Origin of the sequence: Treponema vincentii (genome assembly GCF_018336815.1) — a bacterium.
GTDB lineage: Bacteria > Spirochaetota > Spirochaetia > Treponematales > Treponemataceae > Treponema.
The window spans coordinates 941,737-965,886 of sequence record NZ_CP050497.1; the positions used below are offsets into that span (position 1 = coordinate 941,737).

At 44.6% G+C, this 24,150-nt stretch carries 22 protein-coding genes, 2 tRNA genes and 2 pseudogenes; 6 read left to right on the forward strand and 20 right to left on the reverse strand.

The genetic code is table 11. From position 1 onward, the window contains the following. Positions 1 to 13: 13 nt before the first annotated feature. From GWP40_RS04245 to GWP40_RS04260, 4 genes and pseudogenes are all read right to left on the reverse strand, one after another. Positions 14 to 508: a hypothetical protein gene (locus GWP40_RS04245; RefSeq protein WP_212566192.1), complete on the reverse strand. Its 495-nt coding sequence runs from the start codon at positions 506 to 508 to the stop codon at positions 14 to 16. A gap of 192 nt (positions 509 to 700) precedes the next feature. Further along, positions 701 to 773 (reverse strand) — tRNA-Asn (locus GWP40_RS04250). Between the two features lie 371 nt (positions 774 to 1,144). Next, positions 1,145 to 2,698 (reverse strand): hypothetical protein, encoded by a 1,554-nt coding sequence (locus GWP40_RS04255; RefSeq protein WP_212566193.1) that lies wholly within the window; start codon positions 2,696 to 2,698, stop codon positions 1,145 to 1,147. Between the two features lie 80 nt (positions 2,699 to 2,778). Then, positions 2,779 to 3,640, reverse strand: a pseudogene (locus GWP40_RS04260) (flagellin N-terminal helical domain-containing protein). A gap of 294 nt (positions 3,641 to 3,934) precedes the next feature. On the opposite strand from GWP40_RS04260, the gene GWP40_RS04265 reads away from it, so the two are divergent. Next, positions 3,935 to 6,367 carry an endonuclease MutS2 gene (locus GWP40_RS04265; protein ID WP_212566537.1) on the forward strand — a complete coding sequence of 811 codons (2,433 nt, stop codon included), beginning with the start codon at positions 3,935 to 3,937 and terminating at the stop codon, positions 6,365 to 6,367. A gap of 78 nt (positions 6,368 to 6,445) precedes the next feature. On the opposite strand, the gene GWP40_RS04270 is transcribed toward GWP40_RS04265, so the two are convergent. Together GWP40_RS04270 and GWP40_RS04275 are read right to left on the reverse strand one after the other, a co-directional pair. Next, a complete protein-coding gene (locus tag GWP40_RS04270; protein WP_212566194.1) occupies positions 6,446 to 7,351 on the reverse strand; it encodes an HD-GYP domain-containing protein in 906 nt (301 codons plus the stop codon). 70 nt (positions 7,352 to 7,421) lie between these two features. Continuing rightward, on the reverse strand, positions 7,422 to 7,625 hold the full coding sequence (locus GWP40_RS04275) for a hypothetical protein (protein ID WP_212566195.1): 204 nt from the start codon (positions 7,623 to 7,625) through the stop codon (positions 7,422 to 7,424). A 76-nt stretch (positions 7,626 to 7,701) separates the two neighbouring features. Here GWP40_RS04275 and GWP40_RS04280 point away from each other — a divergent pair, with 76 nt between their 5' ends. Then, a complete protein-coding gene (locus tag GWP40_RS04280) occupies positions 7,702 to 8,571 on the forward strand; it encodes a hypothetical protein (protein WP_212566196.1) in 870 nt (289 codons plus the stop codon). 450 nt (positions 8,572 to 9,021) lie between these two features. Here the strand turns inward: GWP40_RS04280 and GWP40_RS04285 are convergent, their stop codons facing one another. The 7 genes from GWP40_RS04285 to GWP40_RS04315 all read right to left on the reverse strand — a co-directional run bounded on the left by GWP40_RS04285 (position 9,022) and on the right by GWP40_RS04315 (position 12,175). Continuing rightward, entirely contained in the window at positions 9,022 to 9,288 is a 267-nt protein-coding gene (locus tag GWP40_RS04285) for a BrnA antitoxin family protein (RefSeq protein ID WP_212566197.1), read from the reverse strand. After that, entirely contained in the window at positions 9,254 to 9,562 is a 309-nt protein-coding gene (locus GWP40_RS04290; RefSeq protein ID WP_212566198.1) for a BrnT family toxin, read from the reverse strand. Before GWP40_RS04290 ends, GWP40_RS04285 begins: the two co-directional genes overlap by 35 nt. 49 nt (positions 9,563 to 9,611) lie before the next feature. Then, positions 9,612 to 10,202, reverse strand: a complete 591-nt coding sequence (locus GWP40_RS04295; RefSeq protein ID WP_212566199.1) for a ribbon-helix-helix protein, CopG family — start codon at positions 10,200 to 10,202, stop codon at positions 9,612 to 9,614. 21 nt (positions 10,203 to 10,223) lie between these two features. Then, entirely contained in the window at positions 10,224 to 10,484 is a 261-nt protein-coding gene (locus GWP40_RS04300) for a type II toxin-antitoxin system RelE family toxin (protein WP_212566200.1), read from the reverse strand. Further along, positions 10,481 to 10,732 carry a hypothetical protein gene (locus GWP40_RS04305; protein ID WP_212566201.1) on the reverse strand — a complete coding sequence of 84 codons (252 nt, stop codon included), beginning with the start codon at positions 10,730 to 10,732 and terminating at the stop codon, positions 10,481 to 10,483. The genes GWP40_RS04300 and GWP40_RS04305 overlap by 4 nt, the downstream gene beginning before the upstream one ends. A gap of 376 nt (positions 10,733 to 11,108) precedes the next feature. Further along, positions 11,109 to 11,693 (reverse strand): hypothetical protein, encoded by a 585-nt coding sequence (locus GWP40_RS04310; protein ID WP_212566202.1) that lies wholly within the window; start codon positions 11,691 to 11,693, stop codon positions 11,109 to 11,111. Next, positions 11,690 to 12,175 carry a hypothetical protein gene (locus GWP40_RS04315; protein ID WP_212566203.1) on the reverse strand — a complete coding sequence of 162 codons (486 nt, stop codon included), beginning with the start codon at positions 12,173 to 12,175 and terminating at the stop codon, positions 11,690 to 11,692. Before GWP40_RS04315 ends, GWP40_RS04310 begins: the two co-directional genes overlap by 4 nt. Before the next feature lie 56 nt (positions 12,176 to 12,231). On the opposite strand from GWP40_RS04315, the gene GWP40_RS04320 reads away from it, so the two are divergent. Then, entirely contained in the window at positions 12,232 to 13,458 is a 1,227-nt protein-coding gene (locus GWP40_RS04320) for a MuF-C-terminal domain-containing protein (protein ID WP_212566204.1), read from the forward strand. A gap of 59 nt (positions 13,459 to 13,517) precedes the next feature. After that, positions 13,518 to 13,868, forward strand: coding sequence for a helix-turn-helix domain-containing protein (locus GWP40_RS04325; RefSeq protein ID WP_212566205.1), 351 nt, complete (start codon positions 13,518 to 13,520; stop codon positions 13,866 to 13,868). A 1,115-nt stretch (positions 13,869 to 14,983) separates the two neighbouring features. On the opposite strand, the gene GWP40_RS04330 is transcribed toward GWP40_RS04325, so the two are convergent. The 7 genes from GWP40_RS04330 to GWP40_RS04360 form a co-directional block, all read right to left on the reverse strand. Beyond that, positions 14,984 to 17,005 carry a motility associated factor glycosyltransferase family protein gene (locus GWP40_RS04330; RefSeq protein ID WP_212566206.1) on the reverse strand — a complete coding sequence of 674 codons (2,022 nt, stop codon included), beginning with the start codon at positions 17,003 to 17,005 and terminating at the stop codon, positions 14,984 to 14,986. After that, positions 16,986 to 18,863 carry a penicillin-binding protein gene (locus GWP40_RS04335; RefSeq protein WP_212566207.1) on the reverse strand — a complete coding sequence of 626 codons (1,878 nt, stop codon included), beginning with the start codon at positions 18,861 to 18,863 and terminating at the stop codon, positions 16,986 to 16,988. Before GWP40_RS04335 ends, GWP40_RS04330 begins: the two co-directional genes overlap by 20 nt. After that, entirely contained in the window at positions 18,854 to 19,354 is a 501-nt protein-coding gene (lepB, locus tag GWP40_RS04340; RefSeq protein ID WP_212566208.1) for a signal peptidase I, read from the reverse strand. Before lepB ends, GWP40_RS04335 begins: the two co-directional genes overlap by 10 nt. Before the next feature lie 166 nt (positions 19,355 to 19,520). Further along, a complete protein-coding gene (locus tag GWP40_RS04345) occupies positions 19,521 to 20,723 on the reverse strand; it encodes a coenzyme F420-0:L-glutamate ligase (protein WP_212566209.1) in 1,203 nt (400 codons plus the stop codon). Between the two features lie 61 nt (positions 20,724 to 20,784). Then, positions 20,785 to 21,168 (reverse strand): hypothetical protein, encoded by a 384-nt coding sequence (locus GWP40_RS04350; RefSeq protein ID WP_230974596.1) that lies wholly within the window; start codon positions 21,166 to 21,168, stop codon positions 20,785 to 20,787. 2 nt (positions 21,169 to 21,170) lie between these two features. Further along, the gene (locus GWP40_RS04355) at positions 21,171 to 21,563 is read right to left on the reverse strand and encodes a (deoxy)nucleoside triphosphate pyrophosphohydrolase (RefSeq protein ID WP_212566210.1); all 393 of its coding nucleotides are present in this window, start codon (positions 21,561 to 21,563) and stop codon (positions 21,171 to 21,173) included. 3 nt (positions 21,564 to 21,566) lie between these two features. Further along, positions 21,567 to 21,965 (reverse strand): hypothetical protein, encoded by a 399-nt coding sequence (locus tag GWP40_RS04360; RefSeq protein WP_212566211.1) that lies wholly within the window; start codon positions 21,963 to 21,965, stop codon positions 21,567 to 21,569. A gap of 352 nt (positions 21,966 to 22,317) precedes the next feature. Here GWP40_RS04360 and GWP40_RS04365 point away from each other — a divergent pair. Both GWP40_RS04365 and GWP40_RS04370 read left to right on the forward strand, forming a co-directional pair. Further along, a tRNA-Ala gene (locus GWP40_RS04365) sits at positions 22,318 to 22,391 on the forward strand. Between the two features lie 44 nt (positions 22,392 to 22,435). After that, positions 22,436 to 24,095 (forward strand): annotated as a pseudogene (locus tag GWP40_RS04370) (hypothetical protein). Positions 24,096 to 24,150: the final 55 nt, after the last annotated feature.

A 24,150-nucleotide genomic window follows, 5' to 3' on the forward strand; every position in this document is an offset into this window, starting at 1 on the left:
TGAATACTATCCGTTAAAATACCGTATCGATAACCAAACTGCTGTAATTCGATTGGCTCGGCGCACCGGTGCGGGTATAAAATGACGTTCTTGTACCGATTTCTGCGGCATCCATCATATCTTGTACCAGCGTCTGTACGTGCGTCACATAAGCGTCAAGCGTATCGTTTGCAGTTTTTGAGAGCTGCACTTGCTGCTGCAGACTGCGATATAAATAACTGAGCTTTTTTTGATTTTCCGTAGGCAGCAATGCAATGTAGCCGTAAAAATCACGTACCTCTTCGTTATACGGATCAAGCTGATTGAGAAGCAAAAAACACTGCTTATCGAGCCGTAAAAACTCATTGGAAGCCTCCGTACTTTTCAGTACGCAGCGTTCAATGCCTTCCCATGAACGGTTCCGCACGGAGTCGGAAAGCTCTTTTTGATATGCATATACTTCTTTCATCACGGTAATTTGCTGATGCAAGATTTGTTCGATTTTCTCTGCAGCCGATATTTTGTCCATCTAATACCCCTTCTGCTACAGTGTCGGAATTTACAGGAAAACCTTGAGGAAAATCGGGAAACGCATCAGACTTCTTGGTGCATTTCCCGCAGAATACAGAGACTGCGATATTGCTTCTATTCATCTGATGCGTTTGTTCTGTTTCTAAAATAAAAAAAGCTCAAACAGCCACACTGTTTGAGCTTTGAAAAACTCCCCCGCGCGGGTTCGAACCACGGACCCAGTGGTTAACAGCCACTTGCTCTGCCTACTGAGCTACAGGGGAAAGTGATAAATAACTATGGACAACTTTATACCGAAAATAGAAAAAAATGTCAAGCATTTCGGATAAAACCTGTTCAGAAACGGAAGTTTCCGAACAGGTTTAATATATGGGCTGTTCAACCTTTCCTTTTAAAAATATGTGGGCAGCTACTTCGTTATTTCACAAAAATTAATCCTCAACGTGCAGAAGCACGCCTGCGGGTAATTTTTGTTCAGGCCTCGTATCTGCCTCACCTATTTTTAAGAGGCTAACGGAAAGACTATTTCTAAAAAAATATTGATTCTGCAAAACCGCCACGAATGGTGATGGCTCTAAGCCGTAACAAGTTTGCGGATATATTGCAAAAGCGTCTAATGCGATTGTCCTGCGCATCAGAGGTTTTCTTTTGCCCAAAGGCGGATGATCGGTTCGAGGCTGTCGATGCGGAACCCTTGAGCAAACACATCGGCTTGTTCTCTGCTGCCCTGCCATTGCTGATAGGGATTGTCGTAATTGGTTTCTAAAAATCGATAAATGATATTCTCGGCGTTGTTTTGTTCGCTGCCGAAGAACGATAATTTTTGTACCGCCGCATGTTGGAGAATTGTGCGGATTGCCGAACGGACTTCTTTAAAGAAGAGATCACGGTAGATGCCGTAGCTTTTGCCCGTTACCTTTTTCACTGTTTCGGCGATAGATATCGGCAGCTCTTTAGGCTCATTGATGGGATATATTTGAACGGAAATCGATGTTTTTTCACCGATCGTTTGTTTCGGAGTAGATACTTCTGATTCCGGTATTGAAGATACTGACACAGAGACGGCATTGACCGGAACATTTCTTTCCGTCTCTTTTTTCTTACGTGTGGCAGCAGATTCCTTCTCCGTTTTGCCGATTTTTTTTGCCGTCATTTTTTGAGCCGTTGCTTTTTCAGTCTGTTGGTTTGTTTGTTTTACCGCTTTTGTTTTTTTTACAGCCGGTACGGGCAACCCTTTAGCCTGCGTAGGTTCCAGATTAAACTTTAACTGCTTCCAAGCTCGCTGTAAATATAAATCTCCGGTGATGCTGTAATAGTATCCTTGCGCTACATTCGCGAGCACCGCATGGAGCAGCTCTTCATCTTTCCAATTACGCACCCTGCCTACTTTTACCGAATGAAAAATCGCATAATGATTAGTGCCGTATTTCCTGCTGTACAAAAGCAGTATATTTTCAAAGGCGCCGTCGGCATAACGATTCCAATACTTCATAGTATAGGCGAGTACTTTATCTTCGATACGGATTATGGATGAAGGTATGGTGATTGCTGCAATCTGTTCTTTTGTGAAGACAATTTTTGAAAAATCGACAACGAAAGCTTTCGCCTTTTGAAGCGCTCTTCGTGTTTTCTCTTGAGCGTTTTTTCGATCCTGCTCTTCACGATATTCCCGCACAGAAGAAATCGTATCGGTAATATACATGCGGATGATATCGGCAGCTTGCCGCATATCGGCAGCATGGTATTTAAGCTTTTCGGCATACCGTGTATATCTTTCGGTAAAACTAATAGCAGCAAATCGATTCGGCGAAATAGCATTAATGACTTTTTCGCATACTTTAATAATCGTATAGACCTCTGCACGTTTTAACGGAGCAATAGTGTTTGCAAAGAAAATAATAACTTTTTTGACTTGAACAACAGTCCGATCCGCAAGCTGAACAAGTGAATCGGTAAGCAAAATATGGAATCGATAATCGTGCTTTCGGTAATAGGTCATCAACTGTACCCGCATTTTATTATCGGGATATCGATGTATCAATTTTGTATTATAGAGCCGCAATGCTTCTGCTTGTCTATTCAAAGAACGAAATTCAAAATAGCGTTCAATGTCAGGGTCTTCGGTAAGGCTGAGCTGAGGGAATTCTTGCTTTAATATATAAATATCCAGTTCGGTAAGTTGTCGCATAATGTATAACGGAAGCGATTATAATAAAAAAAAAGGTTGCTTCCTAGTAGGAGGCAACCTTTTCCGTCACTCTCTAATGCTTAGCGCAACAGCGACATTACGCTTTGTGTCTGCTGGTTAGCTTGTGCAAGCATTGCCGTACCGGACTGCGTCAGGATCTGGTTTCTGGTGAATTCTACCATCTCCTTAGCCATGTCGACATCACGTATGCGTGATTCCGAGGCTTGGAGATTTTCCGCTGCAACGTTGATACCGACAACACTCATCTCAAGTCTGTTCTGGTATGCACCAAGATCAGCCCGCTGTTTGTTGATCTTCTTGATGGCTTCATCAAGGGTACCGATTGCACGGTTTGCTGTTTCAGGCGTATCGATTGTAAGAATCGATTCGTCACCAATGTCGCGAACACCGAGCGCTTTTGCGGTCATTGTACCGACATACGCACGTACGCGCTGATCCATGTTAGCACCGATATGGAACCACATAGAGGCGGTAACGGTGTTTTCCCCTGTTTCACGAGCGAAACGACCGGTAAGCATATTCATACCGTTGAACTGTGCGTGACTTGCGATCCGGTCAACTTCAGCAACAAGCTGAGATACTTCAACCTGGATGTACAAGCGGTCTTCGGCGCTGTAAATACCGTTCGAAGACTGAACACTTAATTCACGGATGCGCTGCATAACATCAGTTGTTTCCTGCAAGAAGGCTTCGGCAACTTGAATAAAGGAAATGCCGTCTTGAGCGTTGGCACTTGCTCTATTTAAGCCACGGATTTGGCTTCGCATTTTTTTCGGAAACTGCTAAGCCGGAAGCATCATCCCCTGCACGATTGATGCGTAAACCGGATGAAAGTTTTTCTATGTTTTTTTGAGTGTACACGTTGGTCTGGCCAAGAGTTCTCTGTGCAAACATAGCGCTCATGTTGTGATTAATGATCATATTGCTACTCCTTCGGCGATTTTTGACGAGTTTTACCTTGCGGCGTCCGTCACGGCATCCCTGCCGATATGTCAATAATTATTTTCCAGATCCTCTGCTATCCGACACAGAAGAACGTAACACAATGAAGGGCGCACAACCTTTTCACTGTGCTTATTACATATATCGGAGTTATCGCAAAACACTTAAGAAGAAAAAAGAAAAAATATGAGGGTTGTCGGGATATTATTTGTAAATCGGCATATCGGAAGCCTCTATCGATAAATAGTAAAAACTGATAGATTTATGAGCGTAATGACACCGCATACATTAGAAGTTTTAGAGTTTTTCCGCATCGCGGAGATTATCGCAGGATATTGCAAGTCGGAAGAGGCGCGAGAACGCTGCCTACAAAAACGCCCCTTGCAGGATGCGGGGGAGATTGCCGCAGCAAAGGAGCTGGGGCGGGATATTCTCTCGTTTTTACAAGCTGATGAACCGCTCCCGATTAAAAATCTCCCGCCGCTCAATTCCGTATTAAAACAGCTCCATACCGCAGGCGTCTGCCTTACTATAGAGGAACTCTACGCGGCGGGGCTTTTGGCGCTGCAAGTCGATGAATTGAAGACTTGGGCTATAAAGCAAAAACGGACGGACAGCGCCGCATGTACACTCATCGAATCGATACCGCCGCTTCCGCAAACCGAGCAGGCGGTGTTTTCGTTTATAGATAAAAACGGAGCGCTGCGGGACATCCCCTCGCTGACGGCCATCCGAAAAAAGATGCAGCGTATCGAAGCTGATATTGAAAAAACAATGCGCAGCTACTGTACCGACGAGTCTACCAAGGGAATGCTGCAAACGCCTGCGCCCGTGCTGCGGAACGGCAGGCAGGTTATCGCCGTGCGTTCCAACTTTAAGGGGCGGATTAAGGGCATTATCCACGAATACTCCCAGTCGGGGCAAAGCTTTTACCTTGAACCTGAAAGTATTGTGCTGCGCAATAACGAATTGATGCGGGCGCAGGCGGAGTATGAACAGGAACTGCACCGCCTATTGGTGAGCATCAGCTCAAAGCTCGCGGATGAAGCGGAGGCACTTGAGCAGGCATACAGGCTCGTGCTGGAACTGGATTGCGCCGCCGCCGCCGCCCGCTGGGCATATACGGAAAACGGTGTCTTTGTACCCGACACGGGGAACACTCAATACTTTTATTTACAGGCGGCGCGGCACCCGCTTCTCGGTACGGCGGCGGTTCCCATCGACCTTAAACTGACACCGGAAGAGCGGATACTGATTATCACCGGACCAAACACCGGCGGTAAAACAGTCAGTTTAAAAACCGCCGCCCTCTTTGTTCTATTAAATCAAACCGGCTGGCCGGTACTCGCCGGAGAAGAAACGCGGCTGCCGGTGTTCCGCTATGTCGGCTGCGCTATCGGAGATGAGCAATCGCTCGACCGCTCGCTTTCCACCTTTTCCGCCTATATGCGCACTGTTGGGGAGCTCTTGGAAGCGGCGGATGAGGAAAGCCTTATCCTCCTCGATGAACTTGGCAGCGGTACCGATCCTCAAGAGGGCGGCGCACTTGCTATGGCGATTTTGGATGAGCTATTTGTCCGCCGCTCGTGCGTCTTTGTAACAAGCCATCACGGTGTGCTGAAAAACTATGCGTACCGGAAAAGCGGCTGCATAAATGCCTCCGTATCCTTTGATGAAGCAACGCTGCGCCCTTCATACCGGATACTGATGGGCATCCCCGGTGAAAGCCGCGCCGTCGATATTGCGGAAAAAAACGGATTAAGCCCCGACGTTATCCGCGCCGCGCGTGCGTATATGGCGGACAGTTCCGCCGATGCCGCCGCCCTCATCAAGGGGCTGATGGAAAAGCATGAGCAACTTGCGGTCTTTGAACGGGAAAAAGACGAGACAGAAAAAGCATTGCGGGAAAAGCAGCGCCGCTTCGATTTAAATGCGCTCAAGCTCCGCCAAAAGGAGCAAGTTCTCCGCTCGCAGGGGTATAAACGCTTGAACGATTTATTCGAGCAGAAGCGCAACGAAATAGAAAACCTCGTGCGGGAAATTCAGGAAGGGGAGCTGACACACGAAAAGACGAGTAAGCTTAAACAGTTTTTTGCCGATTTCGGAAAAATGCTTGCAGAAGAGCAAACGGATATCCGCACTGAACAGGAGGAACTTTCCGCTCTACAGCAGGCGCTTCGAAATCGTGAGCAGGAGCAAGGACACGGGAAACCGGCAAACGGTATGCCTGCAACCGGCGCTCCGGTAAGCGAAATACTGACCGAAGGTATGGAGGTACTTATTCCTCAGCTGCATCGGCGCGGCGTCATTATCCGGAAAGAAAAAAAGAACTGGCTGGTGGCGGTCGATACCGTTAAAATGACATTCCCTGCCGATAAACTCGAACCGCTCAACTTGTCCGGCACCGCACCCTTACGCACGCCGCAGGTTGTGGTAGAAGCGGAGCTGCATAAGGAAAGCCGCCCTGAACTTGAACTGCGCCTACTAGGAATGAGGCTTGACGAAGCGGAAAAGCACCTGCAAAATCAACTCGATCTTGCTTTGATGCATAATATGCAGGAATTTTCGATTGTACACGGGAAAGGAAACGGCGTACTGCAAACAATGGTACACGAAAAACTTGCCGCCGCTCCATACATCGCAGAATTTTTCTTTGCCCGCCCCGAACACGGCGGCACCGGCAAGACTATCGTGCGGTTACGGTAGTGTGTAGCGCATATATAATCCGTGATGTTTTATCAATTTACAACACGGATGTATAATCCTTGATGATGGCTGCCGAAGTTACGCCTTTTTCTTGCCTTTGCTGAGGGCGGCGATCCATTCCTCTTTACGTGCAGGACGCATAATACGAATACCGTCCATGGCAGTACGAATAGCTTCCGAAAAAGTTGTTTTTGCAGATCTATCGATAACACGTACAATGGGAAAACGGGGATCCTCTGAATTATTGTCGATTACCTGCGCAACGGTATTATTTGAAAGATATACGAAACTGCCGATTGGAAAAAACGACAGTGCATTCAAGAGTGCTTTCAGCACCTCTTCATCATATTGCGAAGGTTCCCGCCGCAAAACATTTAATAAGCCTGTCGCAGGATCATCGGCTTTCTTATATTTACGCTCGCCGGTCATCGCTTCATAAGAACAGACAACCGCAATAATCTTTCCATAAAGAGAAATTTTTTCACCGGTCAGTTTTTGAGGATACCCCGTACCGTTCTCTCGTTCGTGATGATCAAGCGTGCCAAGACAAACCGGCAGCGGGAATTTTGCTTTCTTTAATATTTTACAGGAAAGTACCGGATGCACATGGAGATACTTTCTTTCTTCATCAGACAGTTCGCCGGCTCTGGAATAAATATCTTCGGCAATATGAATAAGACCTATCTCATGCATTAATGCAGCAGTTGCCAATTCAACCAGCTGATGATTTTGCATTTTAAGTTCCATACCGACTACGATGGCATAAACTGCCGACCGAAGCGAATGGGTAACGAGAAAATTGTCCACGTTATATGGCATAATAGATTGTAAAATAAGTACTGCCTGCCGGTTTTCTTGTACAAAGGTACACAGTTCCTTCATTTTGGCAATTACTTTTTCGGTATCAAGAGATTGTTTGTTACGATAATTTTCGTATACTTCGGTAGTAAAAGCGTAAAACTTTCGATAGTTTTTTTCTACCAATTCTCCCGAAAGTTTTTGTTCCGGCGATGTTTTGACATCCTTATCCGTATCATCGGCTTTTTCTCCGGTCTTATCCTTTTTCTTTTTTTTGCGGATCCGTTTCCGTTACACTTCCCTTTGTATATAAAAGCGTAAATTGCCATTCGGAAAGGAGCCTCTTTAATTCATCCGTAAAACGGCTTTCTTGTGTAAATAACAAAAACTTTTTATCAATGTACACGTCCTCCGTAAAATATACGGGCGGTTTCAGCTCTAAAAGTTTTAATGTATTCACTTAAATACGCTCCTGTAGTACACTGACAGTATGATCGAAAAATTCATACCACTATATCGATTATAGGAGATTTTGAATGAAATTAAAAGTGCTTATTATTATCTTTAACACTGTTCTATTAACCATCTTCTTTACAGTGCTTTCTTTTTCATTCTTTACTGCCGGTACTGAATTTATCGGCAGTTTTTTTAAAAACTATTGGATATTCGTTCTTTTTTTCATGATTCTCTTGCTGGGAATGAATATGTTCTTTATCAGCAACTGGAAACTCATAACGACTCTTGAAGCTGAAGATTGGCCTGCGCTTTCACTCTATTTGGAAACAGAAATTTTTGAAAAACATCATCTTACCGCTAAAAAAGTACGGCTGCTGTGTGAAATCAGTATTTTATTGGGAGATTTTGAAATATTAAAACGGCTTGAACGTGTACTCGAAAAGTATAAACCTGAATATATTAGAACCTTTGGTTCCCGTTTTGCAGCAGCCAAGCTGCTTTCAAACGATTATCAAGGGCTTGCTGGCTTTATGGCTCGTATTGCCGGACAACCTTATAAAAATTCCCCGTGGGTATCGTTTTATGATGCATTCTCGGCACAGATGCTAAAACGCTATCGCGAAGCAGCGGAGAAATTTTCATACGTGCTGGAAACAGAGCAAGACCCGCTTGTTCGATTGCTCAGTATTTATTTTATGGCATGCGGATTATATCATTATATTGATGTGAGCAAAGATGAGGTATGTACACAAATCGAAGAAGAAAAACGAAAATTAAAAAAACATTCATTGCAACACTGGAAAAAATATGCGCAGAAAGAAAAGCAAAATATTCATGTGCTCGTCCTCACAAAAGCAATCGATGATGCACTGATTTGGCTTTTTAAAGAAGATGACATCAAGGCAACCCCATCAGAAACTTTTGTGGATACCCCCGCGCTGATACGTTGACGCAGATGCTCCCATATCCAACGCTTTTGAAAATAGACTGTTAAGCAGTTCTACATCCGTGTATAACTGCTTAACGACGAGATTTGTGCACAACACAAATCTCGCTACTGCTTATAACCACGGACATCCCTGTCCGTTCTGATACGTCGAGGATTTATTGCAGTAGCGGCATGGATGCCGCTGGTTATGTCAGAAGCGATGTTTCGCGGTTACGCGAAACATGATAGTAAAAAAGGGAAGGTTTTCGGGGAGATTTACCCCTTAAACAGTAGTTACCAGTACACAAAAAAGCATCATTGATTAAAAAATCATTACAGCTTTTTCTACACTTGTTTTTTCTATACTGCTATCGTACACCATATTTATAAAAAGTGCCGCCATTTGGGATAAACCTCTATCAAACTATGCTCTGCAAAGTGTGCCGCACCGGTCTTAACATCATATCCTCGACTAAATCTGTCCATTGATGTAAGCACCCATCAAAAATTCATTCAAATCCGATTGCCACCGGCTTCCTTTTGAACGAAAATGATCAAGTAAAATCTTATTGAACCGGATTGAAACCTGTTCTTTTACCGGCTTAAAATACTTTTCATTTCCAAAATAAAACCCATCCAGATTACTCAGTTCCGGTATTTCCGATGTATCTATCTGCTCATCAGGGATGGCATTTTTTTCACACTCATTTATTATCTGTGATACTTGCAATTTTTTCATAGTACATCTCCCTTTCGCGCTTCAACGCAGGTCGCACCGATATTATCCGTTTTTTGCTGCCTTTCGGCGTATAAACAACAAAAACAACCAATTGATTCTTTATTCTGCCAAGAACTTGATACCGCTCTTCTTCAAGCATTGAATGAACTACATCATATTTTTCTAAGTAAAAAGGATCATCAAAGACCTGTTTTGCTTCATCAAATGACAATCCTTTATGTTTTTTGATATTCGCTTCTTCTTTTGGTAAATGCCATTCTATATCATCATTCATGTTAAAAAAGTATCACATAAATGTATTTCTGTAAAGCATTCCGTACTTATCATTTTTTCCGTTTTTCATAGATGAACCAGAGGTCTGGGTCAATCCAGTGCCGTAAGGCGCGTATCATAGAATATGAAGGAAATCCAAAAGCCTTTCTACTCTTTAAGTTATACAGCCGATTATAATCTACGCCGTTTTCAGCACACCATGAGTAAGTAAGCGGCTCTAAGTGTTTATACCCTGCTGAATGTTCCCGCACTATGCGATAATCATCCGGTCCTGTAAAGCGCTTCGGTTCCGGTTTTGCTTCCGCCGTTGTTGTTACCCACCATGAAGGAGGAATAACATTCCGTAAACGAAACATCATTTCGTAAGTCGGCTTTGTTACACCGGTAATACTTTTAAAAAAAGTGATATATTCAAGTCCATTCTTAAGTGCAAAGGAGCGAATGCTCTGTCCGGTATTTTTTACAAATTGCGATGCATAAAGTTCACCTTTATCGTCAGCGGCTTGGGTAATAGGCGCTTGGGTAAGATACTGCATCAAGGCCGCTTCGATAATCTTTGATTGTGAAACACCGCTTTCTTTTTCCCGCTCCAGCAGTTTATCATAGAGCGCTTTCTTGATATTTGCGTTTATTTGTTGCATCGTAGTATTCTTCCAAATATACTATCCATCGTAAACCTCTTTTCTATGTCCGATATCTACAACAAAAATAACCATCGTTGTATCAATGATTTTACAAAGAACTCTGTAAGCTCCAATTCGATAACGCCAAAAACCCAAAAGACTACCAACAAGCATTTTTCCACGAACTCTAGGATTATCAAGTAAAGCTACCTCGTCCATATAATCAAGAATTCGTTTTCTTACTGAAGTATCTAATTTTTTTAATTGCTTTCTGGCACCTTCTGAATAATCAACTTTCACAATCCAAACTCCTTACGAAGTTCTTCACTGGAATAAGTTTTACCACCTGTCCTTTCAAACTCTGCCCAAGCAGCAGCAGCAGTTTCATAATCTTCTTGATCTTCAAGACACTCGCGAATAAATCGCTCAACTGCCTTATTCAAAAACCAACTTCTTGTACAACCTCTGCTTTTACACAAAGAATCAACTTGATTAAATAACTGCGGATTAGCACTAAAACTCATACTTACAGTATTTCTAACACCCATAAAACTTCCTTTAGCCTCTCATACAGAGCTATCATCTGATACTACAAATGGTATTTTTCAATAATTTTATTAAAAATATTGAAAGTATTCATATTTGTCAAGTAGTATAGGTTAAAACAACGCTTATTTGTCGGACAAATGGCATGCTATTCTTGCGTCAATAATTGACACAAGGTACTGTTATCGGCTTGAGTAAGCGGAAGCGACGTCTCCGTCGCCGGTATAGACGATACGGAACAATGATCGTTTTCCTTAACGGGCGTTGTGTATCGCCGGTTTATGAGGGCTATCAATGAAGCGATCGGCATAACGTGCAAAACGCATCAGATAATGAATATCGATGGGGGCTTTTATACGAACGGCAATATACAGCCGCCTATTTTTTTTTAAAAAAACGCACCGGAGACAGTTGTAAAAAAGATATTAAGGAAGGAGCCGCAAAGGCGAGACGCAACCCCATCGGATCGCGGATAGTCATTTTACCTTCCTGCCTACAAGAAAGAAGAAGTCCATGCTCTGAAATATTTTCAATAATGCAATCATATTCATACCCGTCTATCAAAACTGTTTGATACAGCTGTCTAAGACCAAGTGCTTCCCAGTGTGCAAGACCTGCCGGAAGCCGCCTTTCCCCTCGTTTCTCCGCCGTTTCAAAGCGGCTTTGAAGGGATGTAAGCCTATATGCTAATTCTAACGGTAAGGTACGGCCGAATACTGCCGTGTAATGCCGCCTTTTACCGCGAACACCGGTTAAGTGTACTGGTACTGGTAAACATTCCCCTCGATAGGTAATCAGAAGTTTATCATATCCCTGTCGCGGGGATAATTCCGTAACACAGTAAAGCTGCCACGCTTCTTGAAAGAAAAAGACCGGAATACACGAATGAACTGTCCCTGCTTCCTCAATGACAATCTTTTCAATCCCTAAATAGCTTAATACCTGTTTATCGACATGAATCACAAGGAATACTCCTTTTTCTTTGTTTCAGCATACCAATAGCCGTATTTTTCTAACAACGTAATAAGCGTTCTTTTACTCATCTTGTTTTGATCAAGAAGCAATCCCAACTCTCGATAAAAAAGTGCGTCAAATCCAAAGTACGCTCCATAAGTAAGGTTATCCAAAAGAAATAACATCCGCTTCAGTACATCAATGCGTCTTCCGGTCGCGGTATATAAAACGGTTACCGCAGGCGTCACCAATGGAAGCATTCGTTTGCATCCGGTTTCTTTGCCGTAAATAATGTATGCACGGCGCATAGAGGGGAAGGTGTAAAAAAGAATGACGGGACTTTTATCATCAAAGGTAAAAACGGTCGCATCCGGAAGTGTTTCAACATGAGCGGCGCCTCCGTGTGCAAACAGAGACAGTCCCTTTTTTTCACTCGGAATAGATACGGTAACCATATACTGCAAAATAGCATATTGCAATGATAACTTCAATATATTATACTGATGTTATAACATTATTAACATATTCATATTGTAGGAGGAATTGTATGCAAGAGTTCTTGCCTCCGTCGCCTGAAGTGCTCGTTTTACGTCAAATAACCGAATCATTTCATCTTTCAAATGATGAAGCGGACAGCGCTTTGTTACTTTTGAAAGCCCGTGCCCAAACCCTCGATATGCCATTCGATCAGTACCTTTCAACATATCACCCAAAAGGGTTCGCTATTTCCGATAATAGCCTTCCGGATGAGATAAAAGGGTATACCGCCTTTTTATCCGGTGATGCACGCGCCCTCATTGGCGCTGGGAAAAATGCGGACTTTTTCACTTTTGTCCATGAAGCTGCCCATGTCTTTCGGCGGCAGCTTACCGGAGCGCTGAAAGAGCGGGCGGAAAAAGCGTTTAAGGTCGAAGCGGGCGTTTGGAGTGAAGCACAAGAAGAAGCGTTTGCTATCGGGCTTGAACAGTATATCCGGTTACGCCTTGCCGCCTCAGAAGATCACCGCATTGTCTTTGAAAAAGGCGCTGTATTTACCCAACAGATTTATAACGGTCTCGATCGGATTATCCCGCTTAATCTTGAAATTATCCGTGTGTACGATGAGCTTTTTACTGCCGAGCGCTTCATCTTTAACCAACAACGCTTTGACGAAGCGGTTGATACTATTAATGCGCAAAAAGATGTATCACAGTTTGCGCAAAGTCATCTGTATCTCGGTATGACGTCTCCTATTTATCAAGAACTTGGGTTTGAACGCTTACCGGTGATGATAACCGCTCGTCATATTCAAAATATTATGCAGCCGGAGAAGGAAGGAAGCGCGACCAATTACCACGGGCTTACGCCTGAGATGATAAAACAAATTCCGGATGCGTTAAAAAAGCCCCTGCTTATTATGCAATCGCAGCGGAGCGATAGGAGAGAAGATATTATTACGGTTGTTTCATTAAAGGATAGTGAAGGTAGGCCGATTATTATTCCGCTCTCACCGAATAAAAAAGGATATTTTAATGGTATTGAAGTTGATATAAATCTTGCAAAAACGATATACGGAAAAGACCGCTTTACAAACTTTTTACAAAAAGCCGTACAAGAAAAGAGAGTGCTCTATATAAATGAAAAAAGCCGAGAATTAGCAATCCCGGAACTCCAATTGCTCCGCGACCGAGATTCTCAGCTTCTATATGAGAATATAGCAGCATATCACAATGCTGTCAAGCAAAAAAATCCTGATATTTGGACAGAGAAGAGAGATGGTATCCCCCTTGCCTAAGCGGAACCGGTTAGGCAAAATAGATTAAGCAAAAATACTACCAAGGAGATACCATCGCAATGGATTATTATGCATCTTACAAAAACAGTAAAGACCCCTCGTTGTTGAGAAAAGAGTTGGTCGGCTACGCGCTAAAGTATGGCAACAAAAAAGCTGCACGGCACTTTCAAACAACCGTAAAAACGGTAAGAAAATGGAGAAAACGCTGGCAAGAAAAAAAAGGGGCAGGGCTCAAAGACCTGTCTAAAAAACCTCAAAAAAGCCCTCGCATGATGAAGATGTATTGGCAATTCAAAATAAAAGCTCTCGCAGAAAAAGCAACCGCAGATAATAAGCGCATTAACGGAGCTGTTGAATTAAACGTGAGTATAGCATTCCTTACTCTATTAAGACGGTCGTCAAATATTTAAAACAAAACTACAAACTGCCGAGCAAAAAAACGCATCGAGAAAAAAAGCGGGATATGCGAGAGGTTAAAAATAAATACCGTGCATTTGAAAAAATACAGGTAGATATCAAATATTTGGATGATATTCCTGAATTTTATCACGATTTCATGCAGTTCCACTTACCAAAATACCAAATAACCGCTCGTTGTATCAGAACAGGGGCATATTTATCGGCTACACACAGCAACACAGCACGACCAGTACCTCCATTTTCATCTATCGGCTTTTCACTCATTTAAAGCGATATGGCATCAAGCCCTCTGAAATAACGATCCAAACCGACAATGGCACTGAGTTTACCGCCCCTTGGAACAGCCTAGAAAAAACTCTTTTTACCAAAGTTATTGAGCTTTCTTATGCCGCTACGCATAAAACCATTCCCGTCGGGGCTAAGACCTATCAAAGCGATGTGTAAAGTTCTCATCGGCTTATCGAAGATGAGTTTTACGCCTGCCAGTATTTTTCCAGCGCTCAAGACTTTTTGAAAAAAGCGCATCAGTACTAGAACCACTTTAACTTTACTCGGTTTAACACCTATAAAAATCGAGCCTTTAGACCGCCGAAACAGGTTCTAAAGAGCGCTATCCGCGCTTTGTGTGTAAAAATAGCTTTGTCAATTTTTGCTACAATGAAGGTATGCTCTTTTTCGTGATTGGTATAAATACTGTTTTGATAATGACTTGCCTGTTTTTATCATGTTTCGGCGCCGCCGAAACTCGCCGCCAATGCGCCCAAGGATGGGCGGGGGATAAGTCATCAACAAGTTTTGGGACAAAACTTGTCCTCTACCGATGTACATGGACGTGCATCGGTAGAGAGGTACAAGGATGTACACTTTTGGCAAGGCAACGAAGTAGATATGCCGCCTATTTGCAAAAGAAAAGGACGGCTTAATCAACAGCATTAAACCGTCCTCATTTCGGGTGTATAAGAAACGGCGTCTGGATGTTGATACCGCCGTTTAATGTCCCCTTCTGCTTTTATTATCGGCGGATGTTGCAAAATGTTTAGAAGAATTTTCATTATTTTATAAGGTTCTGCTAAAAAAGGTGTAAAGTTCTTAAAAAGAGGCTTTTTTACCGGCTTTTAAATATTTCATATACCTGTAACGCCATCAGACGAATCCGTTTGTAGACATTTTCAGCAGCTGCAATAGGCTGTAGATCGTTATCTTTGCCGGCTTCGTCGTTAAAAAAGAGCACGGCGACCAAATCTTTCGCAAAACCGTTTTTGATTTTCTCGTCTATTGTGTTGAGCTGTGCAATCAAGGCAGCCTGTTTCCGGGCACTGCTCCCGTTGCCGGAACTTCCACTCTTACGTGTGCCTTCTTCACTGTATTTCGCTAAGCGGTGGCACAACGCTTCTGCCTTTTCCGCTTGGGCTGCAAGACCGGCGGCGCTCTCGGTCATTGTCTTGACCGAAGCGGCTAACAGCCGCTTCCGCGCGCCGCAGCTATCTAAAAATGCTTGGGAGTACACGCTTTTTACGAGCGTCTCCAGCCGTTTATTAATTGCGGCGCGCGGGAGGCCGCCGGTCATGCCCGCAAAATCTTCCGCAGTGCAGGCAGGCATTCCGGGTATGAACACCCCGTGCGGCATAAGGTTAAAGGTTTTAACCACCGGATATTTGGCAAGTGTGCTTTCAAACCACCACGCATAGAGCAGCATACGGCGGTCGGTCAGTACCGTTCCTCCGGCGTAATCCTCGTGCAGCGAAGGAAATGCCGAATATAAGCTATTAAAATTCGCCTGCTCTGCGGAAGCAACGCGGGTAGAGCGGGTATGTACGGCTTCTTCAAAGGTACTGCCTGCAAAGTGCGTTTGCTTACCGGGATAGGCCAAATCCAGTCCCGCCATGATAACGGGCTTGGCGCCGATATACCGCGCAAAATCCCACGCAGTTGTTGCAACCGAACCTCCGGCGGCGAGCGTACAGTCTTTATTGCCGTTCTGTTCTTCACCTTTGCCTTCAAGATAACGGGCAAAGGGCGCCGAAGATTCGGAGAGGAACACTGCGCGGTAACGCTGTCGGAGTACCGCCGGAAAAACCGCCGCCTCGCTGATTAAAATGGACTTGTGTGTATCCAATCCGGCGGTATGCAGGTAGTTCCAATACTGCGGGTCAAAGCTGAGAATAAAATCCGGCGTAATATCTGCCCGTAAACATGCCCGCATTGCCGTATCCACCGCGATAATCAGAAAATCTTTGCCGCTTTTTTTAATCTGCTCAAGATGAGCAGTTAAACTCGGTCCGCCGGCAAGGACGACGGCAGCCGTATCGGAAAAAGCATTTTTAAAACAGTCGATCTTTGCCGTCGTGCAAAGCCTATCGAGGTTTTTTACCGTGTTTTTTAGCCACAGCCTACCGAAGCGTTCCAGCGTTTTTGCATTGATGCTGTTTTTCATTTTATTCCGCTCAAGCAGCGTAAAAAAAGTTCCGTACCACGGCTTATACGCTTCGGCGAGAACGGGCGCTTTAAACAGTATTTTGCCGTTCCATCCCGTTGAAGCGAGAAATGAGGCTGCCTCTTCCGGCTGTGTTCCAATCAGCAGGCTTAAACGCCGGTGCCGGAAAAGGGCGGCGAGGCGGCGGGCGGCCAAGCAACACAGAAAAATGTTGGAGTCCGCTTCGATGATTACCGCTTCGGCAGCGGGAAAGCGTTCGATATACAGCGAAGCAAGATAGCCTAACCCAAGCCCCGTAAAGATACAGCGGCTCTGCGTCTCTGCCGTTTGGAAAAAGTCGGAATCGAGGATACGGCGGGCTTCTTCTTGGGGATTGTATTTGGAGTGCACAAAGCTGACCTTTACCGCCAGCGTCGGTGTATGTTCCATGCCTCTTGCTTTTGCTTGTACTAATCGGTATTCGGGCGGTATAGCTTGTAAACACTGCAAGGCTGTTTCCGGCAAATTGAGTCCGAGTCTTGCCGCCTGTTCGGGAAAGCGGGCGGTAAAGTCCTTACAATTTTGGAGGAATACTTCGGCATCGATGGTAAAGGGTATGCCGACAGAAGCTATTCCGGCACCGATAGAAGCGCCGTTGTTACCGGCAGAAGCGGCGCCGACAAAACCCGCGCCGTTATTCAAGGGTGAGTTCAATGATCATTCCTTTTACAACCGGCGTTCCCGCTGCCGGACTTTGAGCCGTTACATAGCCGTCTCCGGTCAGCTTAACCGTAATATCGGTTCTGCCTAATAAATCGAGCAGCAGCCGTTTCGGAGTACCGAGCAAATCGGGCATCGTGTCGCCGACGGTTACGGGTGTTTGGCGGTGCGATTTGATAATGCCGGTATGGGTTATGTTCGGAGCATTTGCCCGCCCCATACCGCGATAGTCGATAATTGCATTGGCTGCTTCCGAGATAGCCGGCGCGGCAACCAACGAACCGTAGGTTTCCCCGACGGGACGGATAACCGCCATATACAAAATGACCTGTGGGTCATCGACGGGAAAAATACCGATACAGCTGCTGAGATAATCGGTGGAACTGTAGCCGCGCCCATCCGCTTGCGCCATCTGCGCGGTACCGGTCTTAACGGAAATAGGTACGCCTTTAATCGAAGCCCGAAAGCCGGTACCGTCATCGGCGGCGGTCTGCATATAACCGAGTACCGTTTTTGCCGTTTGCGCTGAAATAACCTGCTCAAGCGGTTTCGGTTTATGCCGGTAGACCGGTTTCCCTGTCGAGTCCAGAATTTCGGACAAAAGACTGAGCTTTAATGTTTTGCCTTTATTGGTAAACGCCGTTGCAGCTTGTACAATTTGCAGGGAGGTAACGCCGATTTCCTGTCCAATCGCAATCGTGTGCTTGGTACGGGTAGACCACGATGATACCGGCGCAAAAATCCCTGCCGCTTCTCCGGGCAGTTCAAGACCGGTTTTTTTTCCAAAGCCGAATGCCCGCAGCTTTTCAGCGAAGGCTGCGGCATCGGTTTTGTCGGCGATCTGCGCCATTCCGTCGTTGCAGGAAAACCTGATAATGTCGCGTGGCGTTACTTGACCGTGTACCCGCAAGCACCGGATCACGTTTTGGTCTTTTTTGTCATTCAACTGACGCGGTTTAAACACAAATTGTGCATCACAGGTGTAGACATCGGAATCCTTCGTTGTGCCAAGTTCTAAAAAGGAAGCTATTGAAAAAATCTTAAAAACGGAACCCGGCTCATAGATAAAATAGGCGGGGCGATCAAACCGTTCCTCTTGAGTGCTGGAAGAAAAACGCGCTAAATCAGCGGAAGGTTCGTTTATGTATGCAAGGATTTCGCCGGTCTTTGCATCGGCAGCCAAAAAAATGACCGCCTCTGCCTTGGAACTCTTCATTGTCCGTTCGGCTATCTGTTGCAGCATATATTGAATGGAAGCATCGATTGTTAAGGCAACCGTATAACCGTCTTTGTCGGCGCCGGCAGTGCCTTCAGGCGGGGAGAGAATGTTTTGCATGGAATATTCAATGCCGGTCAACCCTTTGCCGTCATCGCCCAGATAGCCGATCAGCGTTGATGCGAGTTCATTTTCAGGATAGATGCGGTTTGCTACCGCTTCAAGCCGTAAGCCCTTGAGTCCATATTCCCGTATGGCATCTTTTAAAATCTCTTTTTCATTTTCACTCAACTTCTTCTTTAAATATAAAAAATTCGATTTTGAATCTTGCATTTTATCAAGCAGCTCTGATTCCGAAATTTCAAGAATCGGTGAAAGGATATTGACAAGCCGATTGACGTCGCTAATCAGTGTTTTATTTACCGATAGGTTATACAGCGTTGTCGCCGCCGCTAAGATTTTTCCGTTCCGATCTAAAATTGATCCTCGCTCGCGAACCTTCTTAACGGTGTGTACTTCCGGTTCCGAACCAAGCATCGCCCGCGCATATTTTGCGACAATTAAGCCGGTAAAGATGAGCAAAAGGCCGATAAAAAAGATGATGCGTTTTTTAGAAATAAAATGATTTAGTTCCATAGTAACCGACCGCAGATACTATCAACCGAGACAAACCCGTAATCGCGGGAGTCGCGGGATTGGGGTGCATTATCGCCGAGCGCCAAAATAAAACCGGTAGGAACATATTGTTCGGCGTGCGGTAAAAATCCTCCCAGATTCCTGAATTGCACACGGTTAAGCGCAACAGTTCTATTATCGTCTAATTTAAGTGAGCCATAACTTTCCGGCGCTTCTTGCGAGGCTGTAATAAAATGCAGTTCCATATTTTCTATTTTTACGCAGCGCTTTACAACATACCGACCGTCGATATGATAGAGCACCGCGTCCCCTGTTTGTGGCATCCCCCAGCGGCAAAGATACCGGTTGGCAGCGGGGAGCGGAATGCCATACGCCAATTTCCATATAACGACAACCTGCCCATCGAAAAGAGCAGGCTCCATCGAATGCCCCGAAATCCGCCTTATATCTAAAACATAGCTTTTTAAAAAGAGAATGCCGCCTATTAACACAAGGAAGCATAGGAATCTTCTTTGAACCGGTTTTTTCACCGGCTAAAGATAGCAAAAAAGCAAGATTTTTTCCAGCGGGGAATAACAGGGCGCTACAGGACATTGCTTTTCAGTATCTTAGGAAGTGCTGATTAAAGCGAGGAGCTCATTTAATCAGCACTTTTCCTTATTCGCCGAATTTATTGAAATAGCCTTGAATAAAAATAATTGGCGTTCCTTTATCGCCGCTGCCGGAAGTAAGGTCGCACAGCGAACCGATGAGGTCGGTTAATTGACGGGGAGTGGTTCCTTGGGCTTCTTTTTGATCAATCTGTGATGAAAAGGCATTTTTTTTATGCTCGCTGATGTAGGTAATCATCGCTTGGTACTGCTCTTTATCGGACAAATTTTTAAAGTTGTTGTCCGCAAGGTATTTCAATTTTACCTCATGTGGCGTACCGGATAAGCCTGCGGTAAAGCCGGGGGAAACGACAGGATCGGCGAGCTCCCAAATCTTTCCGACGGGATCCTTAAAGGCTCCGTCTCCGTATACCATCACCTCAACCGTTTTACCGGTTTTTTCTTTAAGCATGTGCTGAATTTTTTCTACCAGTGCTTGGCAATCATTCGGGAAGAGCTTGATGGAATCTTCGGTTGCCTTATTTGAACCGAGCAGCCCATACACGCTGTTGTATCCGCTGCCGTTAACCGGTTGAGCGAGTACATCGTCAAGACCATACACACGAGTTGCGCCGTGTTCTTTTAACCGCCGTTTTGTACTTTCCCGTGTGTGGATATCGCAGACAAGCACGTGTTTTGTTGAGGAAAGAACAGCGCACGGATCATTTGCCAATAAAATAGAAGATTGTGCATTGTATTTTTTGATGATTGAGTTATAAAAAGAGATGTAATCGATACCGGTAAACGGGTGTTTATATACCCCGAAGCGTTGCGTAAATTCCTCCGCCGTAAACGTATCCTGCCATGGATTTACCGATTCCGCTTTACCCGTATCGGGATCCATCAGCCGGTTCCCCACCTCGTCGGAAGGATAGCTCAATACAAGCGTTAGTCTGTTTCCAGCCTTTGCGATACCCTCCAAACAGATTGCAAAACGATTTCTGCTTAGAATAGGAAATACCAAACCGATGTGCTCGTTTCCGAACTTTTCTCGTATATCGGCGGCAATCTGATCGGTAGAAGCATAGTTCCCCTGCGCTCTCGCCACAACGGACTCTGTTACAGCGAGAATATCCCGATCGTGAATGGAAAAGCCTTCCGTTTCCGCCGCCGACAAGAGCGTTTCTACTGCTATCGTGGCAATATCATCTCCGGCATGTACAATGGGTGCTATCAATCCCCGCGAAACCGTTCCGATCTTCTGAGGCATAATCTCTCTCCTTAGAATACTCTCGTAGAACGCAATGGATTATTGAGAGTATCCTTCCATTTTATTTTAACCGAGCGGCGGCTGTTTCGGCTTTTGCCCTGCTCGGATATAACTCTACAAAGGAGCGTTGCAGCCATCCATCCGTAAGATGTACCCACAGTTCGCTCTCCGAATCTTTTGATACGAATTGTGTCCCTGTTACTTCGTATATCTCTTTTCGCCGTGCATGGTTGACAATGATACCGTTTGCTCCAGGGCTATCTTTTAATGAGATATAGGTTTCGACAATAACGGCAAACCGGTCGGCGTCATTTACGGCTGAATCAGGCGGCAGTATAACAGAATCGAGTGTTGCGCGATTGGTACAGGAGAACAAGCAGGAAAAAAGGCAGAGCACAACAATGCGGCATACGGCACCCACGCCGCTTCGTATCACATTTTTCACAATTATAACTGATAAAATTTCCGGAGTTCGGGAATGAACAGCGCATCCGATGGAACTATCGGGATATTCTGCAGTTCATCAAGTAAAAACCATTTTAATTCGGAGTGCTCGGAGGAAACGCATGTTTGCCCCTCCGGAATTATCACTTCGTAAGCAAAAAGCTCGAAATTACGGTGTTCATTTTGAAAATGTTTATGCGCAATAAACCGACCGACGGATATGCTAACGGCAAGCTCTTCTTCATACTCGCGGATTAATGTCTGCTCGTGTGTTTCGCCTGCTTCACACTTTCCCCCCGGAAATTCCCAATGTTCTCCGACATCGCCGCCGGGTGTCCGCAAACCCAGCAGGAACTTGTTATCTTTCCGAACAATACCTACTACCGATTGGCGCATAGGCTATAAGAACAGTACCTGCGAAAAAAGCAGGTGGGTAACACCGGCAAATAGGCAGAAGAAACCTATCGGTTGTTCAAAGTTAAGAATACGGGTTAAGAACGGCGGCAGTGTCAGCTGATTTTCAGAGGCTTTAATCCAACGCTCAAAGAATACGATACAGCCGAGAATGCCCGAAAGCGCGGGGATAATATCGCCGACCAACGGTGTATTCCCTGCGACGGGACTGAGAAGTTTAAATACGGCCGAGATTCCCGAAAAAATCAGAAGCACCAGTAAAAATGTCGGATCGTTTAAAAGAGGGTATTTGATATTGAATTCCTCTTTGTCTTTTGCGGAAAGGAGTAAAATTCCCCCCATCATAAGGTTTGTGGTAACAGAAAGAAAATAGAAAGGTAACATATATGTGCTCCCATAACGCATAATAAGCGCTTTTATACAGAATATCGTATTTATAAAAAAAAAGCAATTCATAACGAAGCATTTGTCAGGGTAAACGCATCAGTCGGTCATTTTACCAGTCCCGCAGAATAATGAGGCTATCCAAGCAGAGTTTCGCCGATTGGCGGCTCAAATGCTTGTCATGCCTCATTATTCTGCGGAATTTGATTTACTTGTCTGATGCGTTTACCGTGTTTCTGAAAAAGATTGTGCAAAATTTTATCTAAAATTTTGCACAAAAGGAATGCAGCACATCAGAATCGAGGGGTTGACCTAAAATGGAATTTCCTTCATAATTACCCTGTTGCTTTTTGGGGGTGTAGCTCAGTTGGCTAGAGCGCTTGCATGGCATGCAAGAGGTCAGGGGTTCAATTCCCCTCACCTCCAAATAATCCCGATAAAATAAAAAGAAGGTAGGCATAGAACCGCGTATGGATATATCAAATCTTGATCCTGAGCTTGCAGCCTTGTTGGAAGATATTCCTGTAGCGCCTTCTGCTTCTGCTCCGTCTCTTGATCTCTTCGATGATATCGGCGACGATATTCTTCTATCAGCTTCACCTCAAGCTTCCGGCAGTTCGGAGCCGAGTCCTGCCAGAGTTGACCTAACCATTAAAGAGTTCCCCAAAGTTAAACGTTTTTATAATGATACTCCGCACACCTATTTTGATTCGGCGGATTTTTATAAAAAAGTGTTAAGAAATTGCGGTGAACCTTCTCAACGTTTGCATAATACGCTCACAAAATATCTTACCACACGCGATCAAAAAGACCGTACTGTATACCGGCAGCAACTTGTCACAAATTATTGGCAGTTTATTTCCGTACTTGTGTTAAAATTACCGACAGACGAATCCGCAATCGAAAAAAAGTATGCGTTACGGTACGGACTCATTTTGCCGACACTTTTAACCGCTGAACAAAAAGATACGTTTGCAAAGATTATCGATGAAAATCCTTATAATGAGCCTATTTATTACCTTGATGAGTGGTTCCATGATATTGCCGTCGGATTGATTAATCCTTCTTCCACTGATGAGGTACGGACAAAACAAAAGAATATGTCGACTCATTTCCAGCAACTGCTTAATAAGGCGCAGGGAAAATTGCAAAGTGCGGAAAATTTGCTTCGTGCCAAATCGGATGAACGCTCCAGTGCGGAAGAATTGGTAAAAAATCAAATCCATGAGCTGTTTGTACATGACAACATTGCCGGTTTTGCAGGAATAAAAGCGCCTTTTACTGAAACGCAAAAGCGCAATGTAAGCGATTTAGGCGATAATCTGAGGCGAATCCTTGCACTGGATAAAGAGCTAACGAACTTTTTGAATGAGTATCATCGTGTAGATGAAGATGTCCGCTCCTTGCGTGAAAAAAATTGAAATCAGCGGTGACGGTGAGCTGAATGTCTCCGATGTAAATACGGAGCTGGAAACCGTTCGGCAAATGGTTAAGATGACCTGCGGACGGCAAGGAAATCACTTTCCTATTTTATCGCGCGAATTCTTCCGCTGTACACCAAATGAAATCGGCATTAGAGAAAACGTATTGGAGATTATGCGCTGGATTGAAAGTATTGACTGCGAAGCGTATTGCCGCCAGTACCGCTCTCAGCTGAATAGAATACCTCCGTTCGTGGTGCTTATTCCCTCTTATGGCGATATAGGTTTTTGTTGGGAACCCTTCGATCGGTATAATCGCGTAACCAGCCGCGGACGCATTGCCATTCCGATGTATACAAAAAATTTGAAAAATGCACTTTTAACGGCTACCGCTGACCTTCGATGGCAGGTCGCAAAGGAAAAGGCATCATACTATTGGATGGAAGAAGGTTTAACCGGTAATTACTATCAATGGTTCCAAGCTCAAAAACTGAAAGGCGACGTAAAAGAATACTTTATCGAAGATTACTTAATCTGGATGACTAAGGAAAGCGAAGGAATACAGAAGCTTGATAGGGAAGTACGGAATGTATTCTGGCGCTATATGCCGTTCAGCAAGGCGGTTAAAGAAGAGCTGAAAACCCGAGCTCCTGTTTATCAAGAGCTGTGCCAAAAAGATTTAAACCGTCAGATGTCCGACGGCTATTAATCCTTTGGAAGTGCTGATCAAAGCGAGGAGCACATTTAATCAGCACTTTCTCTTG

Coding starts and splice junctions, on each gene's coding strand:
- GWP40_RS04245 (WP_212566192.1), bottom strand. CDS start 508: ATGGACAAAATATCGGCTGCAGAGAAAATCGAACAAATCTTGCATCAG.
- GWP40_RS04255 (WP_212566193.1), bottom strand. CDS start 2,698: ATGCGACAACTTACCGAACTGGATATTTATATATTAAAGCAAGAATTC.
- GWP40_RS04265 (WP_212566537.1), top strand. CDS start 3,935: ATGACACCGCATACATTAGAAGTTTTAGAGTTTTTCCGCATCGCGGAG.
- GWP40_RS04280 (WP_212566196.1), top strand. CDS start 7,702: ATGAAATTAAAAGTGCTTATTATTATCTTTAACACTGTTCTATTAACC.
- GWP40_RS04285 (WP_212566197.1), bottom strand. CDS start 9,288: ATGAAAAAATTGCAAGTATCACAGATAATAAATGAGTGTGAAAAAAAT.
- GWP40_RS04290 (WP_212566198.1), bottom strand. CDS start 9,562: ATGAATGATGATATAGAATGGCATTTACCAAAAGAAGAAGCGAATATC.
- GWP40_RS04295 (WP_212566199.1), bottom strand. CDS start 10,202: ATGCAACAAATAAACGCAAATATCAAGAAAGCGCTCTATGATAAACTG.
- GWP40_RS04305 (WP_212566201.1), bottom strand. CDS start 10,732: ATGGGTGTTAGAAATACTGTAAGTATGAGTTTTAGTGCTAATCCGCAG.
- GWP40_RS04320 (WP_212566204.1), top strand. CDS start 12,232: ATGCAAGAGTTCTTGCCTCCGTCGCCTGAAGTGCTCGTTTTACGTCAA.
- GWP40_RS04325 (WP_212566205.1), top strand. CDS start 13,518: ATGGATTATTATGCATCTTACAAAAACAGTAAAGACCCCTCGTTGTTG.
- GWP40_RS04335 (WP_212566207.1), bottom strand. CDS start 18,863: ATGGAACTAAATCATTTTATTTCTAAAAAACGCATCATCTTTTTTATC.
- GWP40_RS04345 (WP_212566209.1), bottom strand. CDS start 20,723: ATGCCTCAGAAGATCGGAACGGTTTCGCGGGGATTGATAGCACCCATT.
- GWP40_RS04355 (WP_212566210.1), bottom strand. CDS start 21,563: ATGCGCCAATCGGTAGTAGGTATTGTTCGGAAAGATAACAAGTTCCTG.
- GWP40_RS04360 (WP_212566211.1), bottom strand. CDS start 21,965: ATGTTACCTTTCTATTTTCTTTCTGTTACCACAAACCTTATGATGGGG.